The organism is Streptomyces sp. NBC_00080 (assembly GCF_045041255.1).
Lineage (GTDB): Bacteria > Actinomycetota > Actinomycetes > Streptomycetales > Streptomycetaceae > Streptomyces > Streptomyces coriariae.
In genome coordinates this window covers 6,937,956-6,960,770 of record NZ_CP108235.1, presented here as the reverse complement: position 1 = coordinate 6,960,770, position 22,815 = coordinate 6,937,956, and the positions used below count along the sequence as shown (strand labels likewise).

Below are 22,815 nucleotides of genomic sequence, written 5' to 3'. Positions count from 1 at the left end.
TCCGGCGGGCCGGGTTCCTGTGACAATCAGGACCATGGAAAGCAGCACCACCCCGGGCGGCAGCACCCGTCGCGAGGCCACCCGGCAGAAGCTCTACGAGGCAGCCGTCACGCTCATCGCCGAGCAGGGCTTCTCCGCGACGACCGTGGACGAGATCGCCGAACGGGCCGGCGTCGCGAAGGGCACGGTCTACTACAACTTCGCGAGCAAGTCGGTCCTCTTCGAGGAACTGCTGAGGCACGGCGTGGGCCTCCTCACCGCCTCGCTTCGGGAGGCGGCCGAGCGCACCGCGCGGGACGGCGGCAGCAAGGTCGACGCCCTGGACGCGATGGTCCGCGCGGGCCTCGTCTTCATCGACCGCTACCCGTCCTTCACCCAGCTCTACGTGGCCGAGCTGTGGCGCACCAACCGTGCCTGGCAGTCCACCCTCATGGTGGTCCGGCAGGAGGCGGTGGCCGTCGTCGAGGGGGTGCTGCGCGAGGGCGTCGAGAACGGCGAGTTCAGCGACGAGATCGATGTCCCGCTGACGGCGGCCGCCCTGGTGGGCATGGTGCTGGTGGCCGCCCTGGACTGGCAGGCCTTCCAGCCGGAGCGCTCCCTGGACGACGTCCACTCGGCGCTGTCCCGGCTGCTCCAGGGACGGGTGAGCGGTCACCGGTAGCCCACGCGCGCGTGGTGCGGGTCCGAACCGCGCCACGCGCGCGTGGGCACACGAAAGCGCCGGTCCGCGGTGGCCCCGTCCCCCGTGGGCCGCCTCGAACCGGCGCTTCCTCGTGCTCCCCCGTTCCCCCGTTCCCCCGTTCCCCCGTTCCCTCCCCCGTCGTTCCCCCGTGCGGTCGTTCCCCCGGGGTGCCCCCCGCGCCTCACTCCCGCCGAACCGGCCGGCGGAAGGAGCGGATCGAGGGCCGCTCCGTTCCGGCGCCCCGTGTCGCCGGTGCCGGAGCCGCGCCTCTTTCCGTGCCACCACTCTCTCGTTCGCGCAGGTCCGCCCCCATCCGCGCGCGTACTCAACTCACTCACTAGGTACGCGTACTCAGCTCTGCGCACTCATCCCCAGGACGCCGCGCGGCCGACTGGTTACGATCGCGTCCGTGTCCGTACTCCCCCTTGTGTTCACCAGCGGCTGGGCCAGCGGCATCAACGCCTACGCGGTCGTGCTGCTGCTCGGCGTGTTCGGCGCGACCGGGCTGAGCGAGGACGTCCCCGAGACGCTCCAGCGGCCCGAGGTGCTCATAGCCGCCGGCCTCCTGTTCCTGTGCGAGGCGGTCGCCGACAAGATCCCCTACGTGGACTCCGCGTGGGACACCGTGCACACGGTCGTCCGGCCGGCGGCGGGAGCCTGGGTCGGGGCGGTGCTCGCCGGGCAGAGCGGTTCGCTCTCCGACGCGGCGGCCGGCCTGCTCGGCGGTTCGACGGCGCTGGCCAGCCACGCCGTCAAGGCCGGCACCCGGATGGCGGTGAACTCCTCGCCGGAGCCGTTCAGCAACGTGATCGTGAGCCTGGCCGAGGATCTCGGGGTCGCCGGGATCGTGACGTTCGCGATGTTCCACCCGGAAGCGGCCGCGATCATCGCGGGGGCGCTGCTGCTGGCAGGTCTGGCGGTGCTCTTCCTGCTGGTCTCGCGGATCCGCCGGTTCCTGCGGCGCCGGGCGCAGCGGCGGGAGGAACGTCGGCTCGCCCGGCTCCCGTGGCCGCCGCCACCGGGCTGACGGCGTGACTGTCGGTGGCGGCCGATAAAGTCGCGGGCATGGCAGGGATTGCGGTGATCGGCGCCGGGATGGGCGCGCTGACGGCGGCCGCCCGGCTGGCCGTCGCGGGCCACCGGGTGACGGTGTACGAGCGTACGCAGACGTACGGCGGAGCGGTGGGCCGCTTCGAGCGGGACGGGTTCGGTTTCGACACCGGTCCCGGTCTGCTGCCCCTTCCCGCCGTCTACCGCGACCTCTTCGTCAAGACCGGCAAGGAGCCGCTGGAGGACTGCGTCGAGCTGGTCCAGGTCGATCCGTCCGCACGGCACGTCTTCGCGGACGGCACGGAGGTGGCGCTGCCGAACGCCTCGCGCGCGGGGGTCGTCGCGGCGCTGGACGCGGCGCTCGGGGCACCGGCCGGGCAGCGCTGGGGTGACTTCCTGGTCCGGGCCCGCGAGGCCTGGGACCGCACCCGCCGTCCGCTCCTGGAGGAGCCCCTGTGGGACGACTGGTCGGTGCTGGCCGCCCGCGAGCCCTACCCGGCGGTCCCGCACAAGCGCCTGCTGCGCACCCGTCGGGCGGGCACCCTCGCCGAGGTCGGCGCCTGGGAGCTGCGTGACCCCCGGCTCACCGCGCTGCTGGAGGGCCACGCGCTCGCGTACGGCCTGGACCCGCGGGTCACCCCGGCGAGCGCGGCCGTGCTGCCGTACATGGAGCACGCCTTCGGCACCTGGTACGTGCGCGGGGGAATGCGCGAGCTGGCCCGCGCGGTCCACGAGCGGTGCCTGGCCCGCCGGGTGGAGTTCGTCTTCGGCGCCGAGGTCACCCGGATCCTGGAGAAGGACGGCCGGGCGGTGGGCGTGGAACTCGCCGACGGCGAGGTGCGGGAGGCGGACTTCGTGGTCGCCCCCGGCAGCGCCGGCGGTCTGCCCGCCCGCGCGGACGGCGAGGTCGCGCCCCAGCAGGGCCTGCCGAGCCGGCTGACCGTACTGCTCGCGCTGCGCGGCGCCCGGCCGGAGGGGACCGCGCACCGGACGGTGGTGCACTCGGTGGACCGTGACGGCGAGTTGGAGAGCCTCTTCGGTACGGCGCCGTCAGTGCCCGCGCGGCCGACGGTGACGGTTCTGCGGCCCGACGACCCTGCCCTGGTCCCGGACGGCGCCCACGAGGCGGTCACGCTCGGTGCGGTGGTGCCCGCGGGCGCGGAGATTCACGAGGCGCACGTGGACGCGCTGGTCGCGGCCGCCGAGCGAGCCGTCCCCGGTCTGCGCGACCGCGTCCTGTGGCGCGAGGTGCGCACCCCCGCCGACATCGCGCGGGAGACCGGCGCGGCGGGCGGGGCGGTCCCGGCGCCGGCACTGGCCGCGGCCGGGGGGAGGCTGCTGCATCCCGCCAACTCCACAGGCCTGCAAGGGCTGTTCACGGTCGGCGGCTGGTCGCACCCGGGCGGCGGACTGCCGCACGCGGGCATGTCGGGCGCGCTGGTGTCCGGACTGATCGTGGAGGGCCCGCAGTTCCGGGGCTCGCAGTGAGCCACCGGGCCTCCCGGCGGCCGCCCCGACAGCAGGCGCTCCCGAGAAGACGCGGCCGTCAGAACCGATACTGCTCGTCGTAGCCGTTGCCCTGGCCGTGCTGCTGCTGGCCGTCGCCCTGGTACGGGTACTGCTGCTCGGGCGGGAGTTCGCCGCCCAGCGGGTCGTCGGTGCTGCGCTGCTGCGGGACCCAGACGCCGCCGGCCGGGGTCTCCCCGTAGCCGCCGGTGCCGTACTGCTCCTGGCCGTAGGCCTGCTGCCCGTACTGCTGCTGGCCGTAGCCGGCGTCGTAGGAACCGCCGCCGTAGGTCTGGGTGCCGATGTACGGGTCGGAGTAGGCGGCGTACTGCTGCTCACCGGTGGCGTCGTAGCCGTACTGCTGCTGGTGGTACCCGGAGTACGTGTCGTACCCGTAGTTCTGGTCCGTGCCCTGGGCGGCCGTCGCGTACTGGTCCTGGGGCTGGCCCTGCGGCTGGCCCTGGCCGCCCGCGGCCGCGTACGCGGTGTCGCTGTATATGCCGTAGGAGCCGGTGTCGTCGGGCAGGGGCTGCGGCTCGTACACGGACGTGGTCTCGGCGGCCGAGGGGTCGGCGCCACGGGCCGCGGGCGTGAAGACGTCGTCCCGGTCGTAGTCGTCGTCGCCGAAGACGCTCTTGTCACCGAAGGCGTTCCTGTCCTGGCCGAACGCCACGTCGTCGGTGCCGTACTGCGCATCGGAGCCGCTACCGGGCTCGCCCGCCTCCAGACCGGAGACCTCGAGCGTCGGGTCCTTGCGCTCGGCCTTGCCGCGGCGCCGCTTGGTGACGGCCCCGCCCTCACCGTCCGCATCCGCGTCCCCGCGCCGGAAGGCCCAGCCCTCGGCGAAGCCGCGCCGGAACGACAGCGTGACGTAGGTCTGGCCGACCGCGAAGGCGGCGGCGCCCAGTGCGATGACGACGACCGACGGGATCAGGACACCGAGGACCACGCCGAGGAAGCCGACGAAAGCCAGCAACCGCCAGCGCAGCCGCGCCTTGTACTGCAGCAGGACCTCGCCGAGCAGCCACAGCGCGACAAAGCCAAACGCGATGTAGAGGACCGTCCAGCCCATGTACGCCCCTCTCCCAGTGGCCGCTACGCAGTGTGTCGTACGTGGATGCGACCGGTCTAGGCCTGCGGCGGATGGTGCAGGCCCAGGTTCTCGTAGATTTCCAGCGTCGCCGTGGAGTTGTTGAGCGTGATGAAGTGCAGTCCGGGCACTCCCTCGGCCAGCAGCCGTGCGCAGAACTCCGTGGCGAAGTCGATGCCAATGGAGCGTACAGCGGCCGGATCGTCTTTGGCTGTGAGGATCCGCTCTTTCAGGGCGGCCGGGAAGTGGGCGTTGCTGAGCTTGGGCAGGCTCTCCAGCATCTTCACACTCGTCACCGGCAGGACCTCGGGGATGACCGGAGTCACACAGCCGGCCGCCTCGACGCGGTCGCGCAGCCGCAGATAGGACTCGGGCTCGAAGAACATCTGGGTGATGGCGTAGTCGGCGCCGGCCCGGCACTTGTCGACGAAGTGCGTGACGTCCGTGTCCCAGTCGCCGGAGCGCGGGTGCATCTCGGGGAAGGCCGCGACACCCACGCAGAAGTCGCCCGACTCCTTGATGAGCCGGACGAGTTCGGCGGCGTACGTCAGGCCCTGGGGGTGCGGTACCCACGCGCCCATGGGGTCGCCGGGCGGGTCGCCGCGCACGGCGAGCATGTTGCGGATCCCGGCGTCGGCGTACTGGCCGATGATGTTGCGCAGCTCGGCGATGGAGTGGTCCACGGCGGTGAGGTGCGCGACCGGCGTGAGGGTGGTGTCGACGACGATCTGCTGGGTCTCCCTGACCGTGGTCGCCCGGGTGGAGCCGCCGGCACCGTACGTCACCGAGACGAAGTCGGGGGCGGCCGCCTCGACCCGGCGCAGCGCGTTCCACAGGCTCCGCTCACCCTTGGGCGTCTTCGGCGCGTAGAACTCGAACGAGTACGTCGTCTTGCCGGTCGCCAGGATGTCGCGCACGGTGCGCGCGCGGTCCGTCCTGGTGGATGCGGTTCCTAGGGCCATACCCGCAGGTTAGTCAGGGGTGGGCGGTCCCCCAACCCGATGCGGGAAATTTGCCCGGTTTGTCGACTTGTTTGTCCACCCCTTGGGACAGCCGTACCAGACGTGCCGGCCGGCCGGCCGGCCGGATCACGCCTCGCGCAGCCGCTTCGCGAACTCCGCCGCCGCGGCACCGGGGTCGTCCGCGTCCGTGATCGCCCGTACGACGACGACCCGGCGGGCGCCCGCCGCCAGTACCTCGTCCAGGTTGCCGAGGTCGATGCCGCCGATGGCGAACCAGGGGCGGTCGGTGCCGAGGGCGGCCGTGTGCCGGACCAGGTCGAGGCCCGGGGCGGGCCGGCCGGGCTTGGTGGGGGTGGGCCAGCACGGGCCGGTGCAGAAGTAGTCGACACCCTCCTGGACGGCGGCGGCCCCGGCCTCCGCCTCCGAGTGCGTGGAGCGGCCGACGAGGACCTCCTCGCCGAGGATCGCGCGGGCCGCGGGGACCGGCAGGTCGCCCTGGCCGAGGTGGAGCACGTCGGCGGCGGCCGCGTGCGCGACGTCCGCGCGGTCGTTGACCGCGAGCAGCTTGCCGTGCCGGGCGCAGGCGTCGGCGAACACCTCGAGGTGCTCCAGCTCCTCGGCCGCCTCGATGCCCTTGTCACGCAGCTGGACGATGTCGACACCGCCCGCGAGCACCGCGTCCAGGAACTCCGGGAGGTCCCCCTGGCGGGTGCGGGCGTCCGTGCAGAGGTACAGCAGGGCGTCGGCCAGGCCGGTGCGGGCGGTGTCGGGCATACGAAGGTCCCCCCAGTGCGATGGCGTACGGGAGCGAGCGCCCCCGTACGCCGCGTGTGTCGGTCCGGATACGCGGGTCAGACGGCGAGCGCCTGGGCGCGGCGCTTCACCTCCGTGCCGCGATTCTCACTCAGGGCCTGCGCGGGGGTGCCGGGCAGGCTCGGGTCGGGGGTGAAGAGCCACTCGATCATCTCTTCGTCCTTGAAGCCGTCGTCCCGCAGCAGGGTCAGGGTCCCGACCAGGCCCTTCACCACCTTGTCCCCGTCGATGAAGGCGGCGGGGACGTGCAGCGCGCGGTTCTCACCACGGCGCACGGCGATGAGCTGGCCGTCCTTGATCAGCTGCCGGACGCGGATCACGTCGACATCGAGCATCTCCGCGATGTCCGGCACGGTGAGCCAGGCGGGGACGAGAGCATCGGTCTTTGCGTCAATCTCGGTCACGGGAACAAGCCTGCCATCTGCCGCTGACAGTCGGAAACCGAGCCGGTCCGACCAGGCGCTCAGGCCGCCGCCGTCGCCGCCTTCAAAGGCCTCGCAGGGTCCGCGAGGAGCCGGGGGTTCATGGGCGTGCCCGCCTGGATCAGCCGCTTGCCCTGGGCGAGGTCGCGCGCCCGGCCCACCGCAAGCAGGGCGACCAGCCGGTCCCCGCGCAGCCAGCACACCGACCAGGCGGGTCCCGACGGGTCGCCGCGCCACAGCACGCGGTCGGCGCCGGCGTGGTGTCCGGCGTACTGGACGAAGCGGCCGAACTGCTCGGACCAGAAGTACGGGACGGGGTCGTAGACGGCCAGGGGTTCGTCGGTGGCGGCACCGACGATGTTCGTCGCGACCGTGCGCGGTCCCTGGAGGGCGTTGTCCCAGTGATGCACGAGGAGCCGCTCGCCGTACCGCCCCGAAGGGAAGGAGGCGCAGTCGCCGACCGCGTACACATCGGGCACGGAGGTCCGCAGATGGACGTCCGCCACGACCTCGCGGTCAGCGCCGAGCGCGACGCCGGAGCCCGCCAGCCATGCGGTGGCGGGGCGGGCGCCGATGCCCACCACGACGGCTCCTGCGGGCAGCCGGGAGCCGTCGTCCAGGACGACCGCACCGGGCTCGACGCGCTCCACGCGCGCGTGGGTGCGCAGCTCGATGCCGCTGTCGGCGTACCAGGCGGCCATCGGGGCGGCGACCTCGGCGGGCAGGGCCCCGGCCAGCGGCCGCCCGGCGGCCTCGACGACGGTGACCGCGCAGCCGGCCTCCCGCGCGGCCGTGGCGAACTCGGCGCCGATCCAGCCGGCGCCGACGACCACGATGTCGTGCTGCCGGGCGAGTACGGGCCGCAGCCGTTCGGCGTCGTCCAGGGTGCGCAGCAGGTGCACGCCGGGCACGCCCTCGGCGCCGGGCAGCCGGATCGGTTCGGCGCCGGTGGCGAGGACGAGGACGTCGTAGGGGACGGGCCCGGCCTCGGTGTCCAGTTCGTGGTCGGCGGGACGAAGGCCGCTGACCTCGCGGCCGAGCACCAGCTCGATGCCGAGGCCCTCGAAGTCCACGTCGAAGGCGGAGCCCTCGGCGTTGCCGAGCAGGACGGCCTTGGACAGCGGGGGCCGGTCGTAGGGCTGGTGGGGCTCCGCGCCGATCAGCGTCACCGTGCCGTCGAAGCCCTGTTCACGCAGGGCCACGGCGGTCTGCACCCCGGCCATGCCCGCGCCGACGACCACCACGCGCCGCCCGGACGGACCGCCTTCTTCCTGCCTCTGCTCGCTCACCTGATCACCTTAGACGGCTGACAAATCGTCAGTCAGCCGTCGTGCGCCGTGACCTGCTCCACAACGCTGGTGCCGCTGCCCTCCTGCGACTCCCACGCCCAGCTCTCCTCGAGCCGCACCCGTCCGTCGCCCAGCTCCACGACCGTCGAGACGCAGTGCCCCGAGGACGTCGTCCCGTCGTGCTTGAGCTGTACGTACCGGAAGTCGAGCCGGTCCCCTTCCCGGGTACCCACCAGATGCCCGCGTACGACATCACCGCCCGCGTACTCCGCCCAGATCTCGCCACCGCGCTCGTGGTACGTGAAGCGGGTGCGGGTGCCGACCTGGCCCGGGGCCTGGTCGGCGACGGGCGCGAGGACGAGGCCGTCCAACGAGCGGGGCATGACGAAAGGCTCCCTTACAGAGGCGCCGGACCACGGGCTAGGGTGGCCAACCTAGAGCACACGCGGGAGTCCGGACGCACCGGGCTGAGAGGGAGGCTGGCGGCCTCCGACCGTCGAACCTGATCCGGGTCATGCCGGCGAAGGGAGGGGCTGGACGCCCATGTCGTCTCCACGTACGTCAGACGTCCTCGTCATCGGGGGCGGGATCATCGGGCTGGTCACGGCCTGGCGGGCCGCGCAGCGCGGCTTCGCCACGGCGGTGGTCGACCCGGCACCGGGCGGCGGGGCCGCCCAGGTGGCGGCCGGGATGCTGGCCGCCGTCACGGAACTGCACCACGGCGAGCAGACCCTGCTCGCCCTCAACCTGGCCTCCGCCCGCCGTTATCCGGAGTTCGCGGCCGAGCTGACGGAGCTGACCGGGCACGACCTCGGCTACCGGCGCTGCGGCACGCTCGCGGTCGCGCTGGACTCCGACGACCGCGCCCATCTGCGCGAACTGCACGCACTCCAGCAGCAGTCGGGGCTGGAGTCGGAGTGGCTGTCCGGACGGGAGTGCCGGCGCCTGGAGCCGCTGCTGGCGCCCGGGGTGCGGGGCGGGCTGCGGGTCGACGGCGACCACCAGATCGACCCGCGGAGGCTGACCGCGGCGCTGGTGGCAGCGTGCGAGCGGGCCGGGGTGGCCTTCCACCGCGTACGGGCCGAGCGACTGTCCGTCGTGGGCGAGCGCGCCACGGGAGTCGTCACGCCGGACGGTACGGCCCTGGAGGCGGGGCAGGTGGTGCTCGCCGGCGGCAGCCTGAGCGGACGGCTCGCGGGGGTGCCGCAGGACGTGCTGCCCCCCGTACGGCCGGTGAAGGGCCAGGTGCTGCGGCTGACCGTGCCGCCGCGGTACGCGCCGTTCCTGAGCCGGACCGTGCGGGCCGTGGTGCGCGGCAGCCAGGTCTATCTGGTCCCCCGGGAGAACGGCGAGCTGGTCGTGGGCGCCACCAGCGAGGAGCTGGGCTGGGACACCACGGTGACGGCGGGGGGCGTGTACGAGTTGCTGCGCGACGCCCATGAACTGGTCCCCGGGATCACCGAGCTGCCGCTCACGGAGACGCGCGCGGGGCTGCGGCCCGGGTCCCCGGACAACGCGCCGCTGCTCGGACCGACGGAGCTGGCGGGGTTGCTGCTGGCCACCGGCCACTACCGCAACGGCGTGCTGCTGACGCCGGTGACGGGTGACGCGATGGCGCACGCCCTGGCCACCGGGGAGCTCCCGGACGAGGCCCGTCCCTTCACGCCCCGGCGCTTCGGCGCCGCCGCACTCTCGGAGCAGCCCGCATGAACGCCCAGGACAACGCCCGGGGGAACGCCCGGGAGAACGCACCCGTGCATGTCTCGGTGAACGGAGAGCGGCGCGAGTTCGCTGCCGGTACGGCCCTCGACAGCGTCGTACGGTCCCTGACCCCGGCGCCCTCCGGGGTGGCCGCCGCGCTCAACGAGACCGTCGTCCCGCGCGCGCAGTGGCCGTCCACGGCGCTGCGCGACGGTGACCGGGTGGAAGTCCTCACCGCGGTCCAGGGGGGCTGAGCCATGGCCGACGATCCCTTCGTCCTCGCAGGCAGGTCCTTCTCGTCCCGTCTGATCATGGGCACGGGGGGTGCGCCCAGCCTGGAGGTGCTGGAGCGGGCGCTGGTGGCGTCCGGGACCGAGCTGACGACGGTCGCGATGCGCCGGGTGGACCCCTCGGTGCACGGTTCCGTGCTGTCGGTGCTGGAGCGCCTCGGTATCCGGGTGCTGCCGAACACGGCGGGCTGTTTCACCGCCGGGGAGGCCGTGCTGACGGCCCGGCTCGCGCGGGAGGCGCTGGGCACCGATCTGATCAAGCTGGAGGTCGTCGCCGACGAGCGCACGCTGCTGCCGGACCCGATCGAGCTGCTGGAGGCCGCGGAGACGCTGGTGGACGACGGGTTCACGGTTCTGCCGTACACGAACGACGATCCGGTGCTGGCCAGGAAGCTGGAGGACGTCGGATGCGCGGCGGTGATGCCGCTGGGCTCGCCGATCGGCTCCGGGCTGGGCATTCGCAATCCGCACAACTTCCGGCTGATCGTCGAGCACGCGCGCGTGCCGGTGATCCTGGACGCGGGGGCGGGCACCGCGTCGGACGTGGCGCTGGCGATGGAGCTGGGGTGCGCCGGGGTGATGCTGGCGTCGGCGGTGACGCGGGCGCGCGACCCCGAGCGGATGGCGTCGGCCATGCGGGCCGGCGTCGAGGCGGGAAGGCTGGCCCGGCTCGCCGGACGGATCCCGCCCCGCTACTTCGCGGAGGCGTCCTCGCCCGTGGAGGGCCGGGCCGTGCTGGACCCGGAGCGCCCCGCGTTCTGACCTCCGCCGAGCTACCGTCCGGTCTCCGGATACGGGAGTCGCGGGACCCGTGGGTTGCGTCACAGGTCGGCTCCAGTCGCGCTGCGATCGCGGTGGAACCGGCGGAGGTGTCAGCGGCGGCTCGTACACTCACCTGCGTGGACACGACCCTTCAGGACCCTCTGGTCGGGCAACTGCTCGACGGCCGGTATCGCGTAGAGGCGCGGATCGCGGTCGGCGGGATGGCCACGGTCTACCGGGCCGTGGACACCCGCCTGGACCGCGTGCTCGCGCTCAAGGTGATGCACCCGGCGCTCGCCGCCGACGGGGCGTTCGTCGAGCGGTTCATCCGGGAGGCGAAGTCGGTCGCCCGGCTCGCCCACCCGAATGTCGTTCAGGTGTTCGATCAGGGTGCCGACGGGTCGTACGTCTACCTCGCCATGGAGTACATCGCCGGATGCACGCTGCGCGACGTGCTGCGGGAGCGCGGGGCGCTCCAGCCGCGGGCCGCGCTCGACATCCTGGAGCCCGTGCTGGCCGCGCTCGGCGCCGCGCACCGGGCCGGGTTCGTGCACCGGGACATGAAGCCCGAGAACGTCCTCATAGGGGACGACGGGCGGGTCAAGGTCGCGGACTTCGGGCTGGTGCGGTCCGTCGACACCGTGACCAGCACCACGGGAGCCGTGCTCGGCACCGTCGCCTATCTCGCCCCCGAGCAGATCGAGCAGCCCGGCGCCGCCGACCCCCGCGTCGACGTGTACGCGTGCGGGGTGGTGCTCTACGAGATGCTCACCGGTGAGAAACCTCACGACGGCGACTCTCCCGCGATCGTGCTCTACAAGCACCTCCACGAGGACGTTCCGCCGCCGTCGGCCCTCGTCCCCGGGATGGCCTTCGAGCTGGACGAGCTCGTGGCGTCGGCCACCGCCCGCACCCCCGACGTCCGGCCGTACGACGCCGTCGCGCTGCTCGGGCTGGTGCGGGAGGCGCGTGCTCCGCTGAGCGTGGACCAGCTGGACGCGATGCCGCCGCAGGCCGTCTCCGCGGGACACGACAACGCCGAGGACCGGACGAGCGTGATCCCGCGCTCGCTCACCGTGCCCCGCCCGCTGCCCGTCAACGACGACGACCCCGCCGACGGCGAGGACCCGCTCAACCACACCTCCCGCTTCCAGAGCGGGCCGCCCCTGCCGCCCCGGCGCCGGACCGCGCGGCCCCGGCGCGGGGTGCTCGCGCTCGTCGCCGCCGTCCTGCTGGTGTTCGGCGTGGGCGCCGGTGTCTGGTACATCAACTCCGGCCAGTTCACCAAGGTCCCCGCGGTGCTGACGCAGAAGGAGGCGGAGGCCAGGACACGGCTGGAGGCCGCCGGCCTCGAGGTCGGCAAGGTGCGGCACCAGCACAGCGACACCGTGAAGCGCGGCACCGTCATGGACACCGACCCCGATCCGGGCGCCCGGATCCGTAAGCACGACTCCGTGACGCTCACCGTCTCCGACGGCCCGGAGATCGTGAAGGTGCCGGATGTGACGGGCTCCCGCCAGGACAAGGCCGAGGAGCTGCTGAAGGCGGACGGCCTGGAGCCGGGTCTGGTCACCCAGGAGTTCAGCGAGGACGTCATCAAGGGCTTCGTGATCAGCACCGACCCGGAGGCGGGGACGAAGCGCCGCGCGGGCACGGCGGTGTCGATCGTGGTCAGCAAGGGTGCTCCGGTCGCCATCCCGGACGTCACCGGCGATGCCGTGGACGACGCCAGGGCCGAGCTGGAGGAGGCCGGTCTGAAGGTGAAGGTCGCCACCGAGCAGGTCAACTCCGAGTTCGACAAGGGCCGGGTCGCGACGCAGACCCCGGAGGAGGGCAGCGAGGCCGCCGAGGGCGACACGGTGACACTGACGCTGTCCAAGGGACCGGAGATGGTCGAGGTCCCGGACGTGGTCGGCGCGAGCGTCGACGACGCCAAGTCACTCCTGGAGCAGTCCGGGTTCGAGGTCGAGGAGGACCGGGGGCTGCTCGGGATCTTCGGCGACACCGTGAAGAGCCAGTCCGTGGACGGCGGCGACACGGCGCCCAAGGGATCGACGATCACGATCACCATCCGGTGACGGGGCGGTGCGCGGGGCATGACACCCTGAACGGGTGAGTTCTCCGGCACCCCTCCCCTCCCGCAACCCCATCGGCGGTCATGTCCCCGTGGCCGGCGGTCTGCACGACGTGGGCATGTCGTACGCGCACGACCTCGACGCCGAGACGGTCCAGGTCTTCGTCGCCAACCCGCGCGGCTGGGCCACTCCGGTCGGCAATCCGCGACAGGACGAGGCCTTCCGGGAGGCGTGCGCGGCGCAGTCGGTCCCGGCCTACGTACACGCGCCGTACCTGATCAACTTCGGCTCGCACACCGAGGCGACGGCCGAGAGGTCGGTGGAGTCGATGCGGCACTCGCTGCGCCGCGGTCGGGAGATCGGCGCCCTGGGCGTGGTCGTGCACACGGGGAGCGCGACGGGCGGGCGGGACCGGTCGGTGGCGCTGAAGCAGGTGCGGGAGTACCTGTTGCCGCTGCTGGACGAGCTGACCCACGACGACGACCCGTTCCTGCTGCTCGAGTCCACCGCCGGCCAGGGCGCCTCGCTCTGCTCCCGGACCTGGGACTTCGGGCCGTACTTCGAGGCGCTGGACGCCCATCCCAAACTGGGCGTCTGTCTCGACACCTGCCACATCTTCGCGGCCGGGCACGATCTGACCGGCCCGGCCGGTATGCACCGGACCCTCGACCTGCTGGTGGACACGGTCGGCGAGGGCCGGCTGAAGCTGATCCACGCCAATGACTCCAAGGACGTGGTCGGCGCCCACAAGGACCGGCACGAGAACATCGGCGCTGGTCACATCGGCGAGGACCCGTTCCGGGCACTGATGACCCACCCGGCCACCGCGGGCGTACCTCTGATCATCGAGACGCCCGGCGGCAAGGAGGGGCACGCGGCGGACGTGGCCCGGCTGAAGAAGCTCCGGGACGGCTGACGCCGCGCCGGGGAGATCGGAGTTCCGGAGGAAACAGAGTTCCGGGGAAGGTCAGAGCTCCGGGCCGTCGCCCGGCCCCTCCTGGTACGAGTAGCGCTGTTCCTTCCACGGGTCGCCGAGGTTGTGGTAGCCGCGCTCCTCCCAGAAGCCACGGCGGTCGGCGGTCATGTACTCGACTCCGCGGACCCACTTGGGGCCCTTCCAGGCGTAGAGGTGCGGAACGACCAGCCGCAGCGGGAAGCCGTGCTCGGCGGTGAGCAGCTCGCCGTCCTTGTGGGTGGCGAAGATCGTGCGCTCGGCGGCGAAGTCGGCCAGGCGCAGATTCGAGCTGAAGCCGTACTCGGCCCACACCATCACATGGGTGACGTTCGGGGCGGGCGGAGCGCTCTCCAGGATGGTGCGGGCCGGGATCCCGCCCCACTCGGCGCCGAGCATGCTGAACTTCGTCACGCAGTGCAGATCGGCCACGACGGACGCGTACGGAAGGGCCGTGAACTCCTCGTGGTTCCAGCAGCGCTTCTCACCGTCGGCGGTGGCGCCGAACACCCTGAACTCCCAGCGCTCGGGGCGGAACTTGGGCACCGGGCCGTAGTGCGTGACGGGCCATCCACGCTGAAGTCGCTGTCCCGGCGGAAGCTCGGACACTGCTTCTTCTCCAGATTCGCGCTCCACCGGCTGACCCATGACTCCATCCTGACAGACCCCGGACGGTGCACATGACCAGCCATGACCGGGCATATCCCGAATCGGGCAACTACTACTAAGCACGCACTAACTTACTAAGTACGCACTTACTGGACGATCTTCGGCACCGGTGCAATCATGCGGCGGCAGCCTCCCCGATTCCCACCACCCCGATTCCCCACGTGGAAGGAGCCTCTGCGATGCAGGGCGACCCCGAGGTCATCGAGTTCCTCAACGAGCAGCTCACCGGCGAGCTCACCGCGATCAACCAGTACTTCCTCCACGCCAAGATGCAGGAGAACTTCGGCTGGACGAAGCTCGCCAAGTACACCCGGCACGAGTCGTTCGACGAGATGAAGCACGCCGAGGTGCTCACCGACCGGATCCTGTTCCTGGACGGGCTGCCGAACTACCAGCGGCTCTTCCATGTGCGGGTCGGGCAGACGGTCAAGGAGATGTTCGAGGCCGACCGTCAGGTCGAGGTCGAGGCGATCGACCGGCTGAAGCGCGGAATCAAGGTGATGCGCGAAAAGGGTGACATCACGTCCGCGAACATCTTCGAGTCGATCCTCGAGGACGAGGAGCACCACATCGACTACCTCGACACGCAGCTCGACCTGGTGGAGAAGCTCGGTGAGGCGCTGTACCTCGCGCAGCTGATCGAGCAGCCGGAGAGCTGAGCCCCTGACTAGGCGGCTTCCTCGAGGTCTTCGTACTCCTCGGGTCCGGCGACGACCGGCCTGCCCTGGTCGGCGAGGTCGCGGCGCGGAAAGGCGCCCCGGCCGAGGATCGCCTGGATACGACGGACGCACGAGCCGCAGTCCGTGCCCGCCTTGCAGGCGGAGGCAATCTGGCGGGGGGTGCAGGCTCCGTTGTCCGCGTGCTGCTGGACCTGCGCCTCGGTCACACCGAAGCAGCTGCATACGAACACGCGGATTCACCTCCCGCCGAGATCAATAAGGCTAACCTAACCTTACCCGGCGGTCGACGGACGCAAAAGTGGAGTGGGGCGCGGATCGTATGTGATCCGCGCCCCACTCCCATGACCGAAGGTCACTGGTCCCGGTACATCTCCGCCACGAGGAAGGCCAGGTCCAGGGACTGGCTGCGGTTCAGGCGGGGGTCACAGGCCGTCTCGTAGCGCTGGTGCAGGTCGTCGACGAAGATCTCGTCGCCGCCGCCCACGCACTCGGTGACATCGTCTCCGGTCAGCTCCACGTGGATGCCGCCCGGGTGCGTGCCGAGCGCCTTGTGGACCTCGAAGAAGCCCTTGACCTCGTCGAGCACGTCGTCGAACCGGCGGGTCTTGTGACCCGAGGCCGCCTCGTAGGTGTTGCCGTGCATCGGGTCGGTGATCCAGGCGACGGTCGCACCCGAGGCGCTGACCTTCTCGACCAGCTCGGGCAGCTTGTCGCGGACCTTGTCGGCGCCCATGCGGACGATGAAGGTCAGCCGGCCCGGCTCGCGGTCGGGGTCGAGGCGCTCGATGTACTGCAGCGCCTCCTCGGCCGTGGTCGTCGGGCCGAGCTTGATGCCGATCGGGTTGCGGATCTTCGAGGCGAACTCGATGTGCGCGTGGTCCAGCTGCCGGGTGCGCTCACCGATCCACACCATGTGCGCCGAGACGTCGTACAGCCGCCCGGTGCGGGAGTCGACCCTGGTCAGGGCGGACTCGTAGTCGAGCAGCAGCGCCTCGTGCGAGGAGAAGAACTCGACGGTCTTGAACTCCTCCGGGTCGGCCCCGCAGGCGTGCATGAAGTTCAGCGCGTTGTCGATCTCGCGGGCGAGCTGCTCGTAGCGCTGACCGGACGGGGACTGCTTCACGAAGTCCTGGTTCCAGGCGTGCACCTGGCGCAGGTCGGCGTAGCCGCCGGTGGTGAAGGCACGCACCAGGTTGAGCGTGGAGGCGGAGGCGTTGTACATCCGCTTCAGGCGCTCGGGGTCCGGGACACGGGACGCCTCGTCGAAGGCGAAGCCGTTGACCGAGTCGCCGCGGTACGTCGGCAGGGTCACGCCGTCGCGGGTCTCGGTGCCCTTGGAGCGCGGCTTGGAGTACTGGCCGGCGATCCGGCCGACCTTGACGACCGGCACCGAGGCCGCGTACGTGAGCACGGCGCCCATCTGGAGCAGCGTCTTGAGCTTGTTGCGGATCTGATCGGCGGACACCCCGTCGAACGCCTCGGCGCAGTCGCCGCCCTGGAGAAGGAACGCCTCTCCCTTGGCGACGGCCGCCATCCGGGCGCGCAGCTGGTCGCACTCGCCCGCGAAGACGAGCGGCGGATACGACTCGAGTTCCGCGATCACTGCGCGCAGAGCCTCGGTGTCGGGGTACTCGGGCTGCTGCGCCGCGGGCAGGTCTCGCCAGGTGTTGCCAGCGCTGGCGCTGGTCTTAGCGTTCACGGTCACGCCCTCAACATTACGGGGTCGTGTCGAGTCGTTTTCGCCCGGCTCGACAGGTGAGACGCCCCTGTGCTCAGGTGCGCGTGGGGTAAGGTGCGTCGCATGTTCGCGCTTTCGACCCAGAACTGGTGGTGGACCGCTCATCCGGCGGCCCACTGAACTGCGCGTACGCAAGACTTCGCGAAGGCCGCCCGAGGGGCGGCCTTCGGCGTGTCCGGGGCTGTTCCTCACCCATACCGACATCGATCGAGATCGAGATCGACGGAAGAGGAACCCATGGACCTGGCACAGCTGCTCCACGACGACCGCCCGTTCGCCCTGCTCCGCCGCCGCACTCCCGGCCATGACGCGGACACGGTGGAGGTACTGCTCGGCCCGGTCGCCACGTACGACCGGCTCGCCGAGCTGCCCGAGGAGTGTCTGGCGCTCGTCCCCTTCCGGCAGATCCGCGAGCGCGGCTTCGACGTCCGCGACGACGGCACCCCGCTGGCGGTGCTGGTTCCCGAGGAGCGTCACGTCCTGCCTCTGGCGGAGGCCCTGGACCGGTTGCCGGCGCGGGACGTGCGGGTCGAGGACGGCGGCTTCGACGTGGCCGACGAGGAGTACGCGGAGATCGTCGGGCGGGTGCTGCGGGACGAGATCGGCCGGGGCGAGGGTGCCAACTTCGTGATCCGGCGGACCTACCGGGGGCGGATCCCGGGGTTCGGCCGGGCCGACGCGCTGGCCCTCTTCCGGCGGCTCCTCGAAGGCGAGCGGGGTGCCTACTGGACGTTCGTCGTGCACACCGGGGACCGGACGCTGGTGGGAGCCAGCCCCGAGGTACATGTGCGGATGTCGGGCGGCACGGTCGTGATGAACCCGATCAGCGGGACCTACCGGTATCCGGCGGAGGGTCCGACGCCCGAGCGGCTGCTGGACTTCCTCGCCGACGGCAAGGAGATCGAGGAGCTGTCGATGGTCGTCGACGAGGAGCTCAAGATGATGTGCACCGTCGGTGACATGGGCGGGGTGGTGATCGGACCCCGGCTGAAGGAGATGGCGCATCTCGCGCACACGGAGTACGAGCTGCGCGGCAGGTCCTCGCTGGATGTGCGGGAGGTGCTGAAGGAGACCATGTTCGCGGCGACCGTCACCGGCTCGCCCGTGCAGAACGCCTGCCGGGTCATCGAGCGGTACGAGCCCCTCGGGCCGGACGGTGTCGGGCGGGGTTACTACGCCGGCGCGCTGGCGCTGCTGGGCCGGGACCCGGGCGGGGCGCAGACCCTCGACTCCCCCATTCTCATCCGCACCGCCGACATCGACGCGGCCGGGCGGCTGCGGGTGCCGGTGGGCGCCACGCTCGTGCGTGGGTCGGATCCGGCGGGCGAGGTCGCGGAGACGCATGCGAAGGCGGCGGGCGTGCTGGCCGCGCTCGGTGTCCGGCCGGGCAGGCCGCGGACGGACGGCGCGCGGCCCCGGCCGGCCGACGACCCCCGGGTGCAGGCGGCGCTGGACGGGCGCCGGGCCTCGCTGGCGCCGTTCTGGCTGCGGATGCAGGAGCGGACGCAGGAGCTGACCGGCCACGCTCTCGTCGTCGACGGCGAGGACACCTTCACCGCGATGCTCGCGCACGTGCTGCGGTCGAGCGGTCTCGAGGTGAGCGTCCGGCGCTACGACGAACCCGGGCTGACGGAGTCGGTGCTCGCGCACCAGGGGCCGGTCGTGCTGGGCCCCGGCCCCGGCGACCCGTCCGACCTGACCGACCCGAAGATGCGGTTGCTGCGGGGACTGACCGCGCGGGTGCTCCGGGAGCACCGGCACGGCGTCCTCGGGGTCTGCCTCGGGCACGAGCTGATCGCGGCGGAGCTGGGGCTGGACATCGTACGGAAACAGGTGCCGTACCAGGGGGCGCAGACGACCGTGGACCTGTTCGGACGGGCGGAGACCGTCGGGTTCTACAACAGCTTCGTGGCGCTGTGCGACGACGAGACGCTGCAGGAGCTGGCCGCGCACGGGGTGGAGGTGAGCCGGGCCGCGAACGGCGAGGTGCACGCGCTGCGCGGGCCGGGGCGCGCCGAAGGCGCTCCCCTGAACGCGGTCGCCGGGGTCCAGTTCCATCCGGAGTCGGTGCTGACGCTGAACGGGGCTGCCGTGGTGCGGGAGTTGATGGCCGGGGTGTGCGCCGAACCGCGGCCGGCCCGGTAGCGGCCGGCCAGCGGCACCTCAGCCGAAGAACACGCCGACCTCCGTGTACAGCTCCGGGTCCACCGTCTTCAGTTTCGCGGTGGCCTCGGCGATCGGTACGCGGACGATGTCCGTGCCGCGCAGGGCGACCATCGTGCCGAAGTCGCCCTCGTGGACGGCGTCGATGGCGTGCAGGCCGAAGCGGGTGGCGAGCCAGCGGTCGAAGGCGCTCGGCGTGCCCCCGCGCTGGACGTGGCCGAGGACCGTGGTGCGGGCCTCCTTCCCCGTCCGCCGTTCGATCTCCTTGGCGAGCCACTCGCCGACGCCGGACAGCCGGACATGCCCGAAGGAGTCCAGCGACCCGTCCTTCAGCACCACGTCGCCGTCCCTGGGCATCGCGCCCTCGGCGACGACCACGATCGGGGCGTACGACGCCCGGAAGCGGGAGGTCACCCAGGCGCAGACCTGCTCGATGTCGAAGCGCTGCTCGGGGATGAGGATGACGTTGGCGCCGCCGGCCAGGCCGGAGTGCAGGGCGATCCAGCCTGCGTGACGGCCCATCACCTCGACGACGAGGACGCGCATATGGGACTCGGCGGTGGTGTGCAGCCGGTCGATGGCCTCGGTCGCGATGCCCACGGCGGTGTCGAAGCCGAAGGTGTAGTCGGTGGCGGACAGGTCGTTGTCTATGGTCTTCGGGACGCCCACGCAGGGCACCCCGTACTCGTCGGAGAGCCGGGCCGCCACCCCGAGGGTGTCCTCGCCGCCGATGGTGATGAGGGCCCCGACCCGCTGCCGGGCGAGGGTGTCCTTGATCCGGCGGATGCCGTCCTCCTCCTTGAGGGGGTTGGTCCGCGAGGAGCCGAGGATCGTGCCGCCGCGGGGCAGGATGCCGCGCACGGCGGGGATGTCGAGACGGATCGACCTCCCTTCCAGGGGGCCCCGCCAGCCGTCGCGGAATCCGACGAACTCATGGCCGTACTCCTGGACGCCCTTGCGGACGACCGCCCGGATGACGGCGTTGAGGCCGGGGCAGTCCCCGCCCCCGGTCAGTATTCCGACGCGCATGGAAGTGTCCCTTCGCCGCGGTTGGCCGACGAAGGTCACGGTAATGGTGATCCAGGTCACACAGATATGGCTAGGCAGATTCAATTCCGTTGAATCGCCGGGGAATTGGCCGCCGCCGTGAGCGGCCGTCGTCACTCGTCGTCGAGGCCGCGCTCTATCGCGTACCGGACCAGTTCCACCCGGTTGTGGAGCTGGAGCTTGCCGAGGGTGTTCTGGACGTGGTTCTGGACCGTGCGGTGCGAGATGACGAGGCGTTCGGCGATCTGCTTGTAGCTCAGGCCCTTGGCCACCAGCCGCAGCACCTCGGTCTCCCGGTCGGTCAGCCGGGGCGCGTTCGGTTCTTCACCGCCGCCCGCGGCGGGGCCGGGGTCCGAGGCCAGCCTGCGGTACTCGCCGAGGACCAGCCCGGCCAGGCCCGGGGTGAACACCGGGTCGCCGACGGCCGTGCGGCGCACCGCGTCCAACAGCTCCTCCGTGGAAGCCGACTTCAGCAGGTAGCCGGTCGCACCGGACTTCACCGCCTCCAGCACGTCGGCGTGCTCACCGCTCGCCGACAGCACGAGGACCCGCAGGGCCGGGTTCGCGGCGACGACCTCCTTGCAGACCTGGACGCCGGGCTTGGCCGGCAGGTTCAGGTCCAGCACCAGCACATCGGGCGTGGTGGCCTTGGCCCGGCGCACGGCCTGCTCTCCGTCGCCCGCGGTGGCGACCACGTCGAGACCGGCCTCGGCGAGGTCCCGGGCGACGGCGTCGCGCCACATGGGGTGGTCGTCGACCACCATGACCCTGATCGGATCCTGCTGACCGCTCATCGCTGTTCCGCCTTCCCCCGCCGCACGTTCTTCTCCTTCGGCACCGTCAGTTCGACCTCCGTGCCCTGCCCCGGGGTGGAGATCAGCTCGGCGCTGCCGCCGAGGTCACGCAGCCGGCCCCGGATCGACTGGGCGACCCCGAGCCGTCCCTCGCCCTCGGCCTGCGCGAGCCGCCCCTCGGGGATGCCCGGCCCGTCGTCCCGCACGGTGATGATCACCTCGTCGGGCTCGTCCTCCACCAGGATCCAGGCCCGGGCGTCCTCCCCGGCGTGTCTGCGTACATTGTCCAGGGCGGCCCCGACCGCCGCGGCCAGCTCCTTCGCGGCGGGCGCGGGCAGCATCACCGGGGCGCCCGGCTCGGCGAGGTTGACGCGGGCGGCGGCGAAGGGGGCGAGCAGCGAGCGCAGGTCGACCGGACCGGTCTGCTCCGCCGGCTCCTCCACCACTTGCACGACGGCGCCCTCGGCCGCGTCCTGCGACACCCGCGAGACGGGCACCAGGCCGCCGGCGACCAGGGTGCGCAGCGCGACCTCCTGCTCCCCGGCCATCCGGCCCAGTTCGGCCGCCTCACCGCCGAGCACCGCGCCGCGCCGCTGCACCATGGCCAGTACCTGGAGCACGCCGTCGTGGATGTCCCGGGCGAGCCGCTCCCGCTCCCGGGTCGCGGCCTCGATCTCCAGCGCGCGGGCCAGGGTGCGTTCGGAGGCGCGGGCGACCTCGACGACGTAGCCGATGGCGATGGAGGCGACCCAGACGAGGATCACGTTGTGGATGGTGTCGCGGGCCGGGGTACCGCGCTCGACCAGGTTGGCGACCGCGACAGCCGTGGACGCGAACGCCGCCCAGCGCCAGCCGCCCTTGATGGCGAACGCCAGGACGGAGCCGGCGGTCCATATCGACGGCAGTGTCGGACCGCCCGACTGGATGCGCTCGTGGGTGTCGGCCACGGTGGTGAGCAGGATGCCGGTGAGCGCGATGGTGAGGTCGGCGGCGAGGAAGCGCTTGGTGCAGCTCGCCGCGCTCGCGACCTTGGGCAGGGTGGCCACGGTCCAGACGAACAGGACGCAGTAGTAGCCGACGGCGACCCAGGGCCGGGCGAACCCGTCGTAGGCGGTGGCGAAGAAACCCACCGCGTACAGCATGGTGAGCACCCGATAGCCGGCGAGCGCACGCCACAGCGGCAGCTCCACCGACATCCTGATGACTCTCTCGCGCCTGGCCATCCGTCCCCCGCCCCCGGGCCCCGACTACCGACTGCCGCCCACCGGCCGCCGGACTACTGCTCTTTGTCCTTCTTGGCCTGGTCCTTCTCGGCCTGCGCGAGCGCCGCCTTCGCGGCCCTCTCCGCCTCCTTCTCGGCCTTCGCCGCCTCCGTGATCTGCCGCTTGGCGGCGGTCGCGTAGATGTCGACGTACTCCTGGCCGGACAGCTTCATGATCTCGTACATGACCTCGTCGGTCACGGCGCGCAGCACGAAGCGGTCGTGATCCATGCCCTGATACCGGGCGAAGTCCAGCGGCTTGCCGATGCGTATGCCGGGCCGCATGACCTTCGGCAGCACCTTCCCGGGTGGCTGGATCTTCTCGGTGTCGATCATCGCGACCGGGATCACGGGCGCGCCGGTGGCGAGCGCCACGCGCGCGAGGCCGCCCGGCTTGCCGCGGTAGAGCCGGCCGTCGGGCGACCGCGTGCCCTCCGGGTAGATGCCGAACAGCTCGCCCCGCTCGAGCACCTCCACGCCGCTGCGGATCGCCGCCTCGCCGGCCCCGCGGCCGCCGGAGCGGTCCACCGGGAGCTGTCCGACGCCCTTGAAGAAGGCCGCCGTCAGCCGGCCCTTCACACCGGGCGTGGTGAAGTACTCGGCCTTCGCGATGAAGGTCACCTTGCGGTCGAGGACCGCGGGCAGGAAGAACGAGTCCGAGAAGGACAGGTGGTTGCTCGCCAGGATCGCGGGGCCCTCGGCGGGAATGTTCTCGCGGCCTTCCACCCAGGGCCTGAAGGTGACCTTCAGCGGTCCCCCGATAGCGACCTTCATCGCGCCGTACAACAAGCGAGTGCCTCCTGTTTGTGTCGCTCAGACCTTAACCCGGAGTGGCCGCAAAGGCTCCGACGACCCTGGTCGGTGTCAGT

Annotated in this window: 24 protein-coding genes and 1 riboswitch; of the genes, 11 read left to right on the top strand and 13 right to left on the bottom strand. The window is 71.8% G+C overall.

Features of this window, described 5'->3' with window-relative positions; genetic code table 11:
- Positions 1-34: 34 nt before the first annotated feature.
- The 3 genes from OHU34_RS30960 (at position 35) to OHU34_RS30950 (ending at position 3,220) form a co-directional block, all read left to right on the top strand.
- On the top strand, positions 35-661 hold the full coding sequence (locus tag OHU34_RS30960; protein ID WP_020129949.1) for a TetR/AcrR family transcriptional regulator: 627 nt from the start codon (positions 35-37) through the stop codon (positions 659-661).
- Between the two features lie 430 nt (positions 662-1,091).
- The gene (locus OHU34_RS30955) at positions 1,092-1,709 is read left to right on the top strand and encodes a DUF4126 domain-containing protein (RefSeq protein ID WP_142263796.1); all 618 of its coding nucleotides are present in this window, start codon (positions 1,092-1,094) and stop codon (positions 1,707-1,709) included.
- 38 nt (positions 1,710-1,747) lie between these two features.
- Entirely contained in the window at positions 1,748-3,220 is a 1,473-nt protein-coding gene (locus OHU34_RS30950) for a phytoene desaturase family protein (RefSeq protein WP_405769414.1), read from the top strand.
- Positions 3,221-3,278: 58 nt separating this feature from the next.
- Here OHU34_RS30950 and OHU34_RS30945 read toward each other — a convergent pair whose 3' ends face one another.
- From OHU34_RS30945 to OHU34_RS30920, 6 genes are all read right to left on the bottom strand, one after another.
- Complete coding sequence (locus OHU34_RS30945) at positions 3,279-4,310, bottom strand: hypothetical protein (protein ID WP_405769411.1); 1,032 nt, start codon at positions 4,308-4,310, stop codon at positions 3,279-3,281.
- Between the two features lie 56 nt (positions 4,311-4,366).
- Entirely contained in the window at positions 4,367-5,290 is a 924-nt protein-coding gene (gene metF / locus OHU34_RS30940; RefSeq protein WP_142263799.1) for a methylenetetrahydrofolate reductase [NAD(P)H], read from the bottom strand.
- A gap of 126 nt (positions 5,291-5,416) precedes the next feature.
- Entirely contained in the window at positions 5,417-6,064 is a 648-nt protein-coding gene (gene thiE, locus OHU34_RS30935; RefSeq protein ID WP_142263800.1) for a thiamine phosphate synthase, read from the bottom strand.
- 77 nt (positions 6,065-6,141) lie between these two features.
- Complete coding sequence (locus OHU34_RS30930; RefSeq protein WP_142263801.1) at positions 6,142-6,507, bottom strand: Rv2175c family DNA-binding protein; 366 nt, start codon at positions 6,505-6,507, stop codon at positions 6,142-6,144.
- 59 nt (positions 6,508-6,566) lie between these two features.
- Entirely contained in the window at positions 6,567-7,814 is a 1,248-nt protein-coding gene (locus OHU34_RS30925; protein WP_268267507.1) for an FAD-dependent oxidoreductase, read from the bottom strand.
- A gap of 32 nt (positions 7,815-7,846) precedes the next feature.
- Complete coding sequence (locus OHU34_RS30920) at positions 7,847-8,197, bottom strand: hypothetical protein (RefSeq protein WP_020129957.1); 351 nt, start codon at positions 8,195-8,197, stop codon at positions 7,847-7,849.
- A 52-nt stretch (positions 8,198-8,249) separates the two neighbouring features.
- Positions 8,250-8,360, top strand: a riboswitch (TPP riboswitch).
- Here OHU34_RS30920 and thiO point away from each other — a divergent pair.
- From thiO to OHU34_RS30895, 5 genes are all read left to right on the top strand, one after another.
- Positions 8,358-9,524: a glycine oxidase ThiO gene (gene thiO / locus OHU34_RS30915; RefSeq protein ID WP_405769406.1), complete on the top strand. Its 1,167-nt coding sequence runs from the start codon at positions 8,358-8,360 to the stop codon at positions 9,522-9,524. Its footprint overlaps the riboswitch before it by 3 nt.
- 44 nt (positions 9,525-9,568) lie before the next feature.
- Positions 9,569-9,769, top strand: coding sequence for a sulfur carrier protein ThiS (gene thiS, locus OHU34_RS30910; protein ID WP_054243057.1), 201 nt, complete (start codon positions 9,569-9,571; stop codon positions 9,767-9,769).
- Positions 9,770-9,772: 3 nt separating this feature from the next.
- Positions 9,773-10,567 carry a thiazole synthase gene (locus tag OHU34_RS30905; RefSeq protein ID WP_020129960.1) on the top strand — a complete coding sequence of 265 codons (795 nt, stop codon included), beginning with the start codon at positions 9,773-9,775 and terminating at the stop codon, positions 10,565-10,567.
- A 137-nt stretch (positions 10,568-10,704) separates the two neighbouring features.
- Positions 10,705-12,645 (top strand): Stk1 family PASTA domain-containing Ser/Thr kinase, encoded by a 1,941-nt coding sequence (gene pknB, locus OHU34_RS30900; RefSeq protein WP_200839655.1) that lies wholly within the window; start codon positions 10,705-10,707, stop codon positions 12,643-12,645.
- A 34-nt stretch (positions 12,646-12,679) separates the two neighbouring features.
- Positions 12,680-13,558, top strand: coding sequence for a deoxyribonuclease IV (locus OHU34_RS30895; protein WP_230196192.1), 879 nt, complete (start codon positions 12,680-12,682; stop codon positions 13,556-13,558).
- Positions 13,559-13,609: 51 nt separating this feature from the next.
- Here the strand turns inward: OHU34_RS30895 and OHU34_RS30890 are convergent, their stop codons facing one another.
- The gene (locus tag OHU34_RS30890) at positions 13,610-14,242 is read right to left on the bottom strand and encodes a sulfite oxidase-like oxidoreductase (protein ID WP_028806864.1); all 633 of its coding nucleotides are present in this window, start codon (positions 14,240-14,242) and stop codon (positions 13,610-13,612) included.
- A 200-nt stretch (positions 14,243-14,442) separates the two neighbouring features.
- Here OHU34_RS30890 and bfr point away from each other — a divergent pair, with 200 nt between their 5' ends.
- Positions 14,443-14,922, top strand: a complete 480-nt coding sequence (gene bfr, locus OHU34_RS30885) for a bacterioferritin (RefSeq protein WP_020129964.1) — start codon at positions 14,443-14,445, stop codon at positions 14,920-14,922.
- An 8-nt stretch (positions 14,923-14,930) separates the two neighbouring features.
- Here the strand turns inward: bfr and OHU34_RS30880 are convergent, their stop codons facing one another.
- Both OHU34_RS30880 and OHU34_RS30875 read right to left on the bottom strand, forming a co-directional pair.
- Positions 14,931-15,173: a bacterioferritin-associated ferredoxin gene (locus tag OHU34_RS30880; protein ID WP_200839656.1), complete on the bottom strand. Its 243-nt coding sequence runs from the start codon at positions 15,171-15,173 to the stop codon at positions 14,931-14,933.
- A 122-nt stretch (positions 15,174-15,295) separates the two neighbouring features.
- Complete coding sequence (locus OHU34_RS30875) at positions 15,296-16,648, bottom strand: class II 3-deoxy-7-phosphoheptulonate synthase (RefSeq protein WP_020129966.1); 1,353 nt, start codon at positions 16,646-16,648, stop codon at positions 15,296-15,298.
- Between the two features lie 96 nt (positions 16,649-16,744).
- Between OHU34_RS30875 and OHU34_RS30870 the strand changes: the two genes are divergently transcribed.
- Entirely contained in the window at positions 16,745-16,801 is a 57-nt protein-coding gene (locus OHU34_RS30870; protein ID WP_078912442.1) for a trp operon leader peptide, read from the top strand.
- A gap of 117 nt (positions 16,802-16,918) precedes the next feature.
- Positions 16,919-18,826, top strand: coding sequence for an anthranilate synthase family protein (locus tag OHU34_RS30865; protein WP_230196190.1), 1,908 nt, complete (start codon positions 16,919-16,921; stop codon positions 18,824-18,826).
- Positions 18,827-18,844: 18 nt separating this feature from the next.
- Here the strand turns inward: OHU34_RS30865 and OHU34_RS30860 are convergent, their stop codons facing one another.
- From OHU34_RS30860 to OHU34_RS30845, 4 genes are all read right to left on the bottom strand, one after another.
- On the bottom strand, positions 18,845-19,873 hold the full coding sequence (locus OHU34_RS30860; protein ID WP_142263809.1) for a 6-phosphofructokinase: 1,029 nt from the start codon (positions 19,871-19,873) through the stop codon (positions 18,845-18,847).
- Positions 19,874-20,004: 131 nt separating this feature from the next.
- The gene (locus tag OHU34_RS30855) at positions 20,005-20,685 is read right to left on the bottom strand and encodes a response regulator transcription factor (protein ID WP_142263810.1); all 681 of its coding nucleotides are present in this window, start codon (positions 20,683-20,685) and stop codon (positions 20,005-20,007) included.
- Positions 20,682-21,908: a MacS family sensor histidine kinase gene (gene macS, locus OHU34_RS30850; protein WP_142263811.1), complete on the bottom strand. Its 1,227-nt coding sequence runs from the start codon at positions 21,906-21,908 to the stop codon at positions 20,682-20,684. The genes OHU34_RS30855 and macS overlap by 4 nt, the downstream gene beginning before the upstream one ends.
- Before the next feature lie 53 nt (positions 21,909-21,961).
- Entirely contained in the window at positions 21,962-22,720 is a 759-nt protein-coding gene (locus OHU34_RS30845) for a 1-acyl-sn-glycerol-3-phosphate acyltransferase (protein ID WP_142263812.1), read from the bottom strand.
- Between the last annotated feature and the right edge of the window lie 95 nt (positions 22,721-22,815).

What these genes read in the sequence shown, in the direction of transcription:
- OHU34_RS30960 (WP_020129949.1), top strand. Translation starts at nt 35, where the DNA reads ATGGAAAGCAGCACCACCCCGGGCGGCAGCACCCGTCGCGAGGCCACC.
- OHU34_RS30950 (WP_405769414.1), top strand. Translation starts at nt 1,748, where the DNA reads ATGGCAGGGATTGCGGTGATCGGCGCCGGGATGGGCGCGCTGACGGCG.
- OHU34_RS30945 (WP_405769411.1), bottom strand. Translation starts at nt 4,310, where the DNA reads ATGGGCTGGACGGTCCTCTACATCGCGTTTGGCTTTGTCGCGCTGTGG.
- metF (WP_142263799.1), bottom strand. Translation starts at nt 5,290, where the DNA reads ATGGCCCTAGGAACCGCATCCACCAGGACGGACCGCGCGCGCACCGTG.
- thiE (WP_142263800.1), bottom strand. Translation starts at nt 6,064, where the DNA reads ATGCCCGACACCGCCCGCACCGGCCTGGCCGACGCCCTGCTGTACCTC.
- OHU34_RS30920 (WP_020129957.1), bottom strand. Translation starts at nt 8,197, where the DNA reads ATGCCCCGCTCGTTGGACGGCCTCGTCCTCGCGCCCGTCGCCGACCAG.
- thiO (WP_405769406.1), top strand. Translation starts at nt 8,358, where the DNA reads ATGTCGTCTCCACGTACGTCAGACGTCCTCGTCATCGGGGGCGGGATC.
- OHU34_RS30905 (WP_020129960.1), top strand. Translation starts at nt 9,773, where the DNA reads ATGGCCGACGATCCCTTCGTCCTCGCAGGCAGGTCCTTCTCGTCCCGT.
- OHU34_RS30890 (WP_028806864.1), bottom strand. Translation starts at nt 14,242, where the DNA reads ATGGGTCAGCCGGTGGAGCGCGAATCTGGAGAAGAAGCAGTGTCCGAG.
- bfr (WP_020129964.1), top strand. Translation starts at nt 14,443, where the DNA reads ATGCAGGGCGACCCCGAGGTCATCGAGTTCCTCAACGAGCAGCTCACC.
- OHU34_RS30865 (WP_230196190.1), top strand. Translation starts at nt 16,919, where the DNA reads ATGGACCTGGCACAGCTGCTCCACGACGACCGCCCGTTCGCCCTGCTC.
- OHU34_RS30860 (WP_142263809.1), bottom strand. Translation starts at nt 19,873, where the DNA reads ATGCGCGTCGGAATACTGACCGGGGGCGGGGACTGCCCCGGCCTCAAC.
- OHU34_RS30855 (WP_142263810.1), bottom strand. Translation starts at nt 20,685, where the DNA reads ATGAGCGGTCAGCAGGATCCGATCAGGGTCATGGTGGTCGACGACCAC.
- macS (WP_142263811.1), bottom strand. Translation starts at nt 21,908, where the DNA reads ATGGCCAGGCGCGAGAGAGTCATCAGGATGTCGGTGGAGCTGCCGCTG.
- OHU34_RS30845 (WP_142263812.1), bottom strand. Translation starts at nt 22,720, where the DNA reads ATGAAGGTCGCTATCGGGGGACCGCTGAAGGTCACCTTCAGGCCCTGG.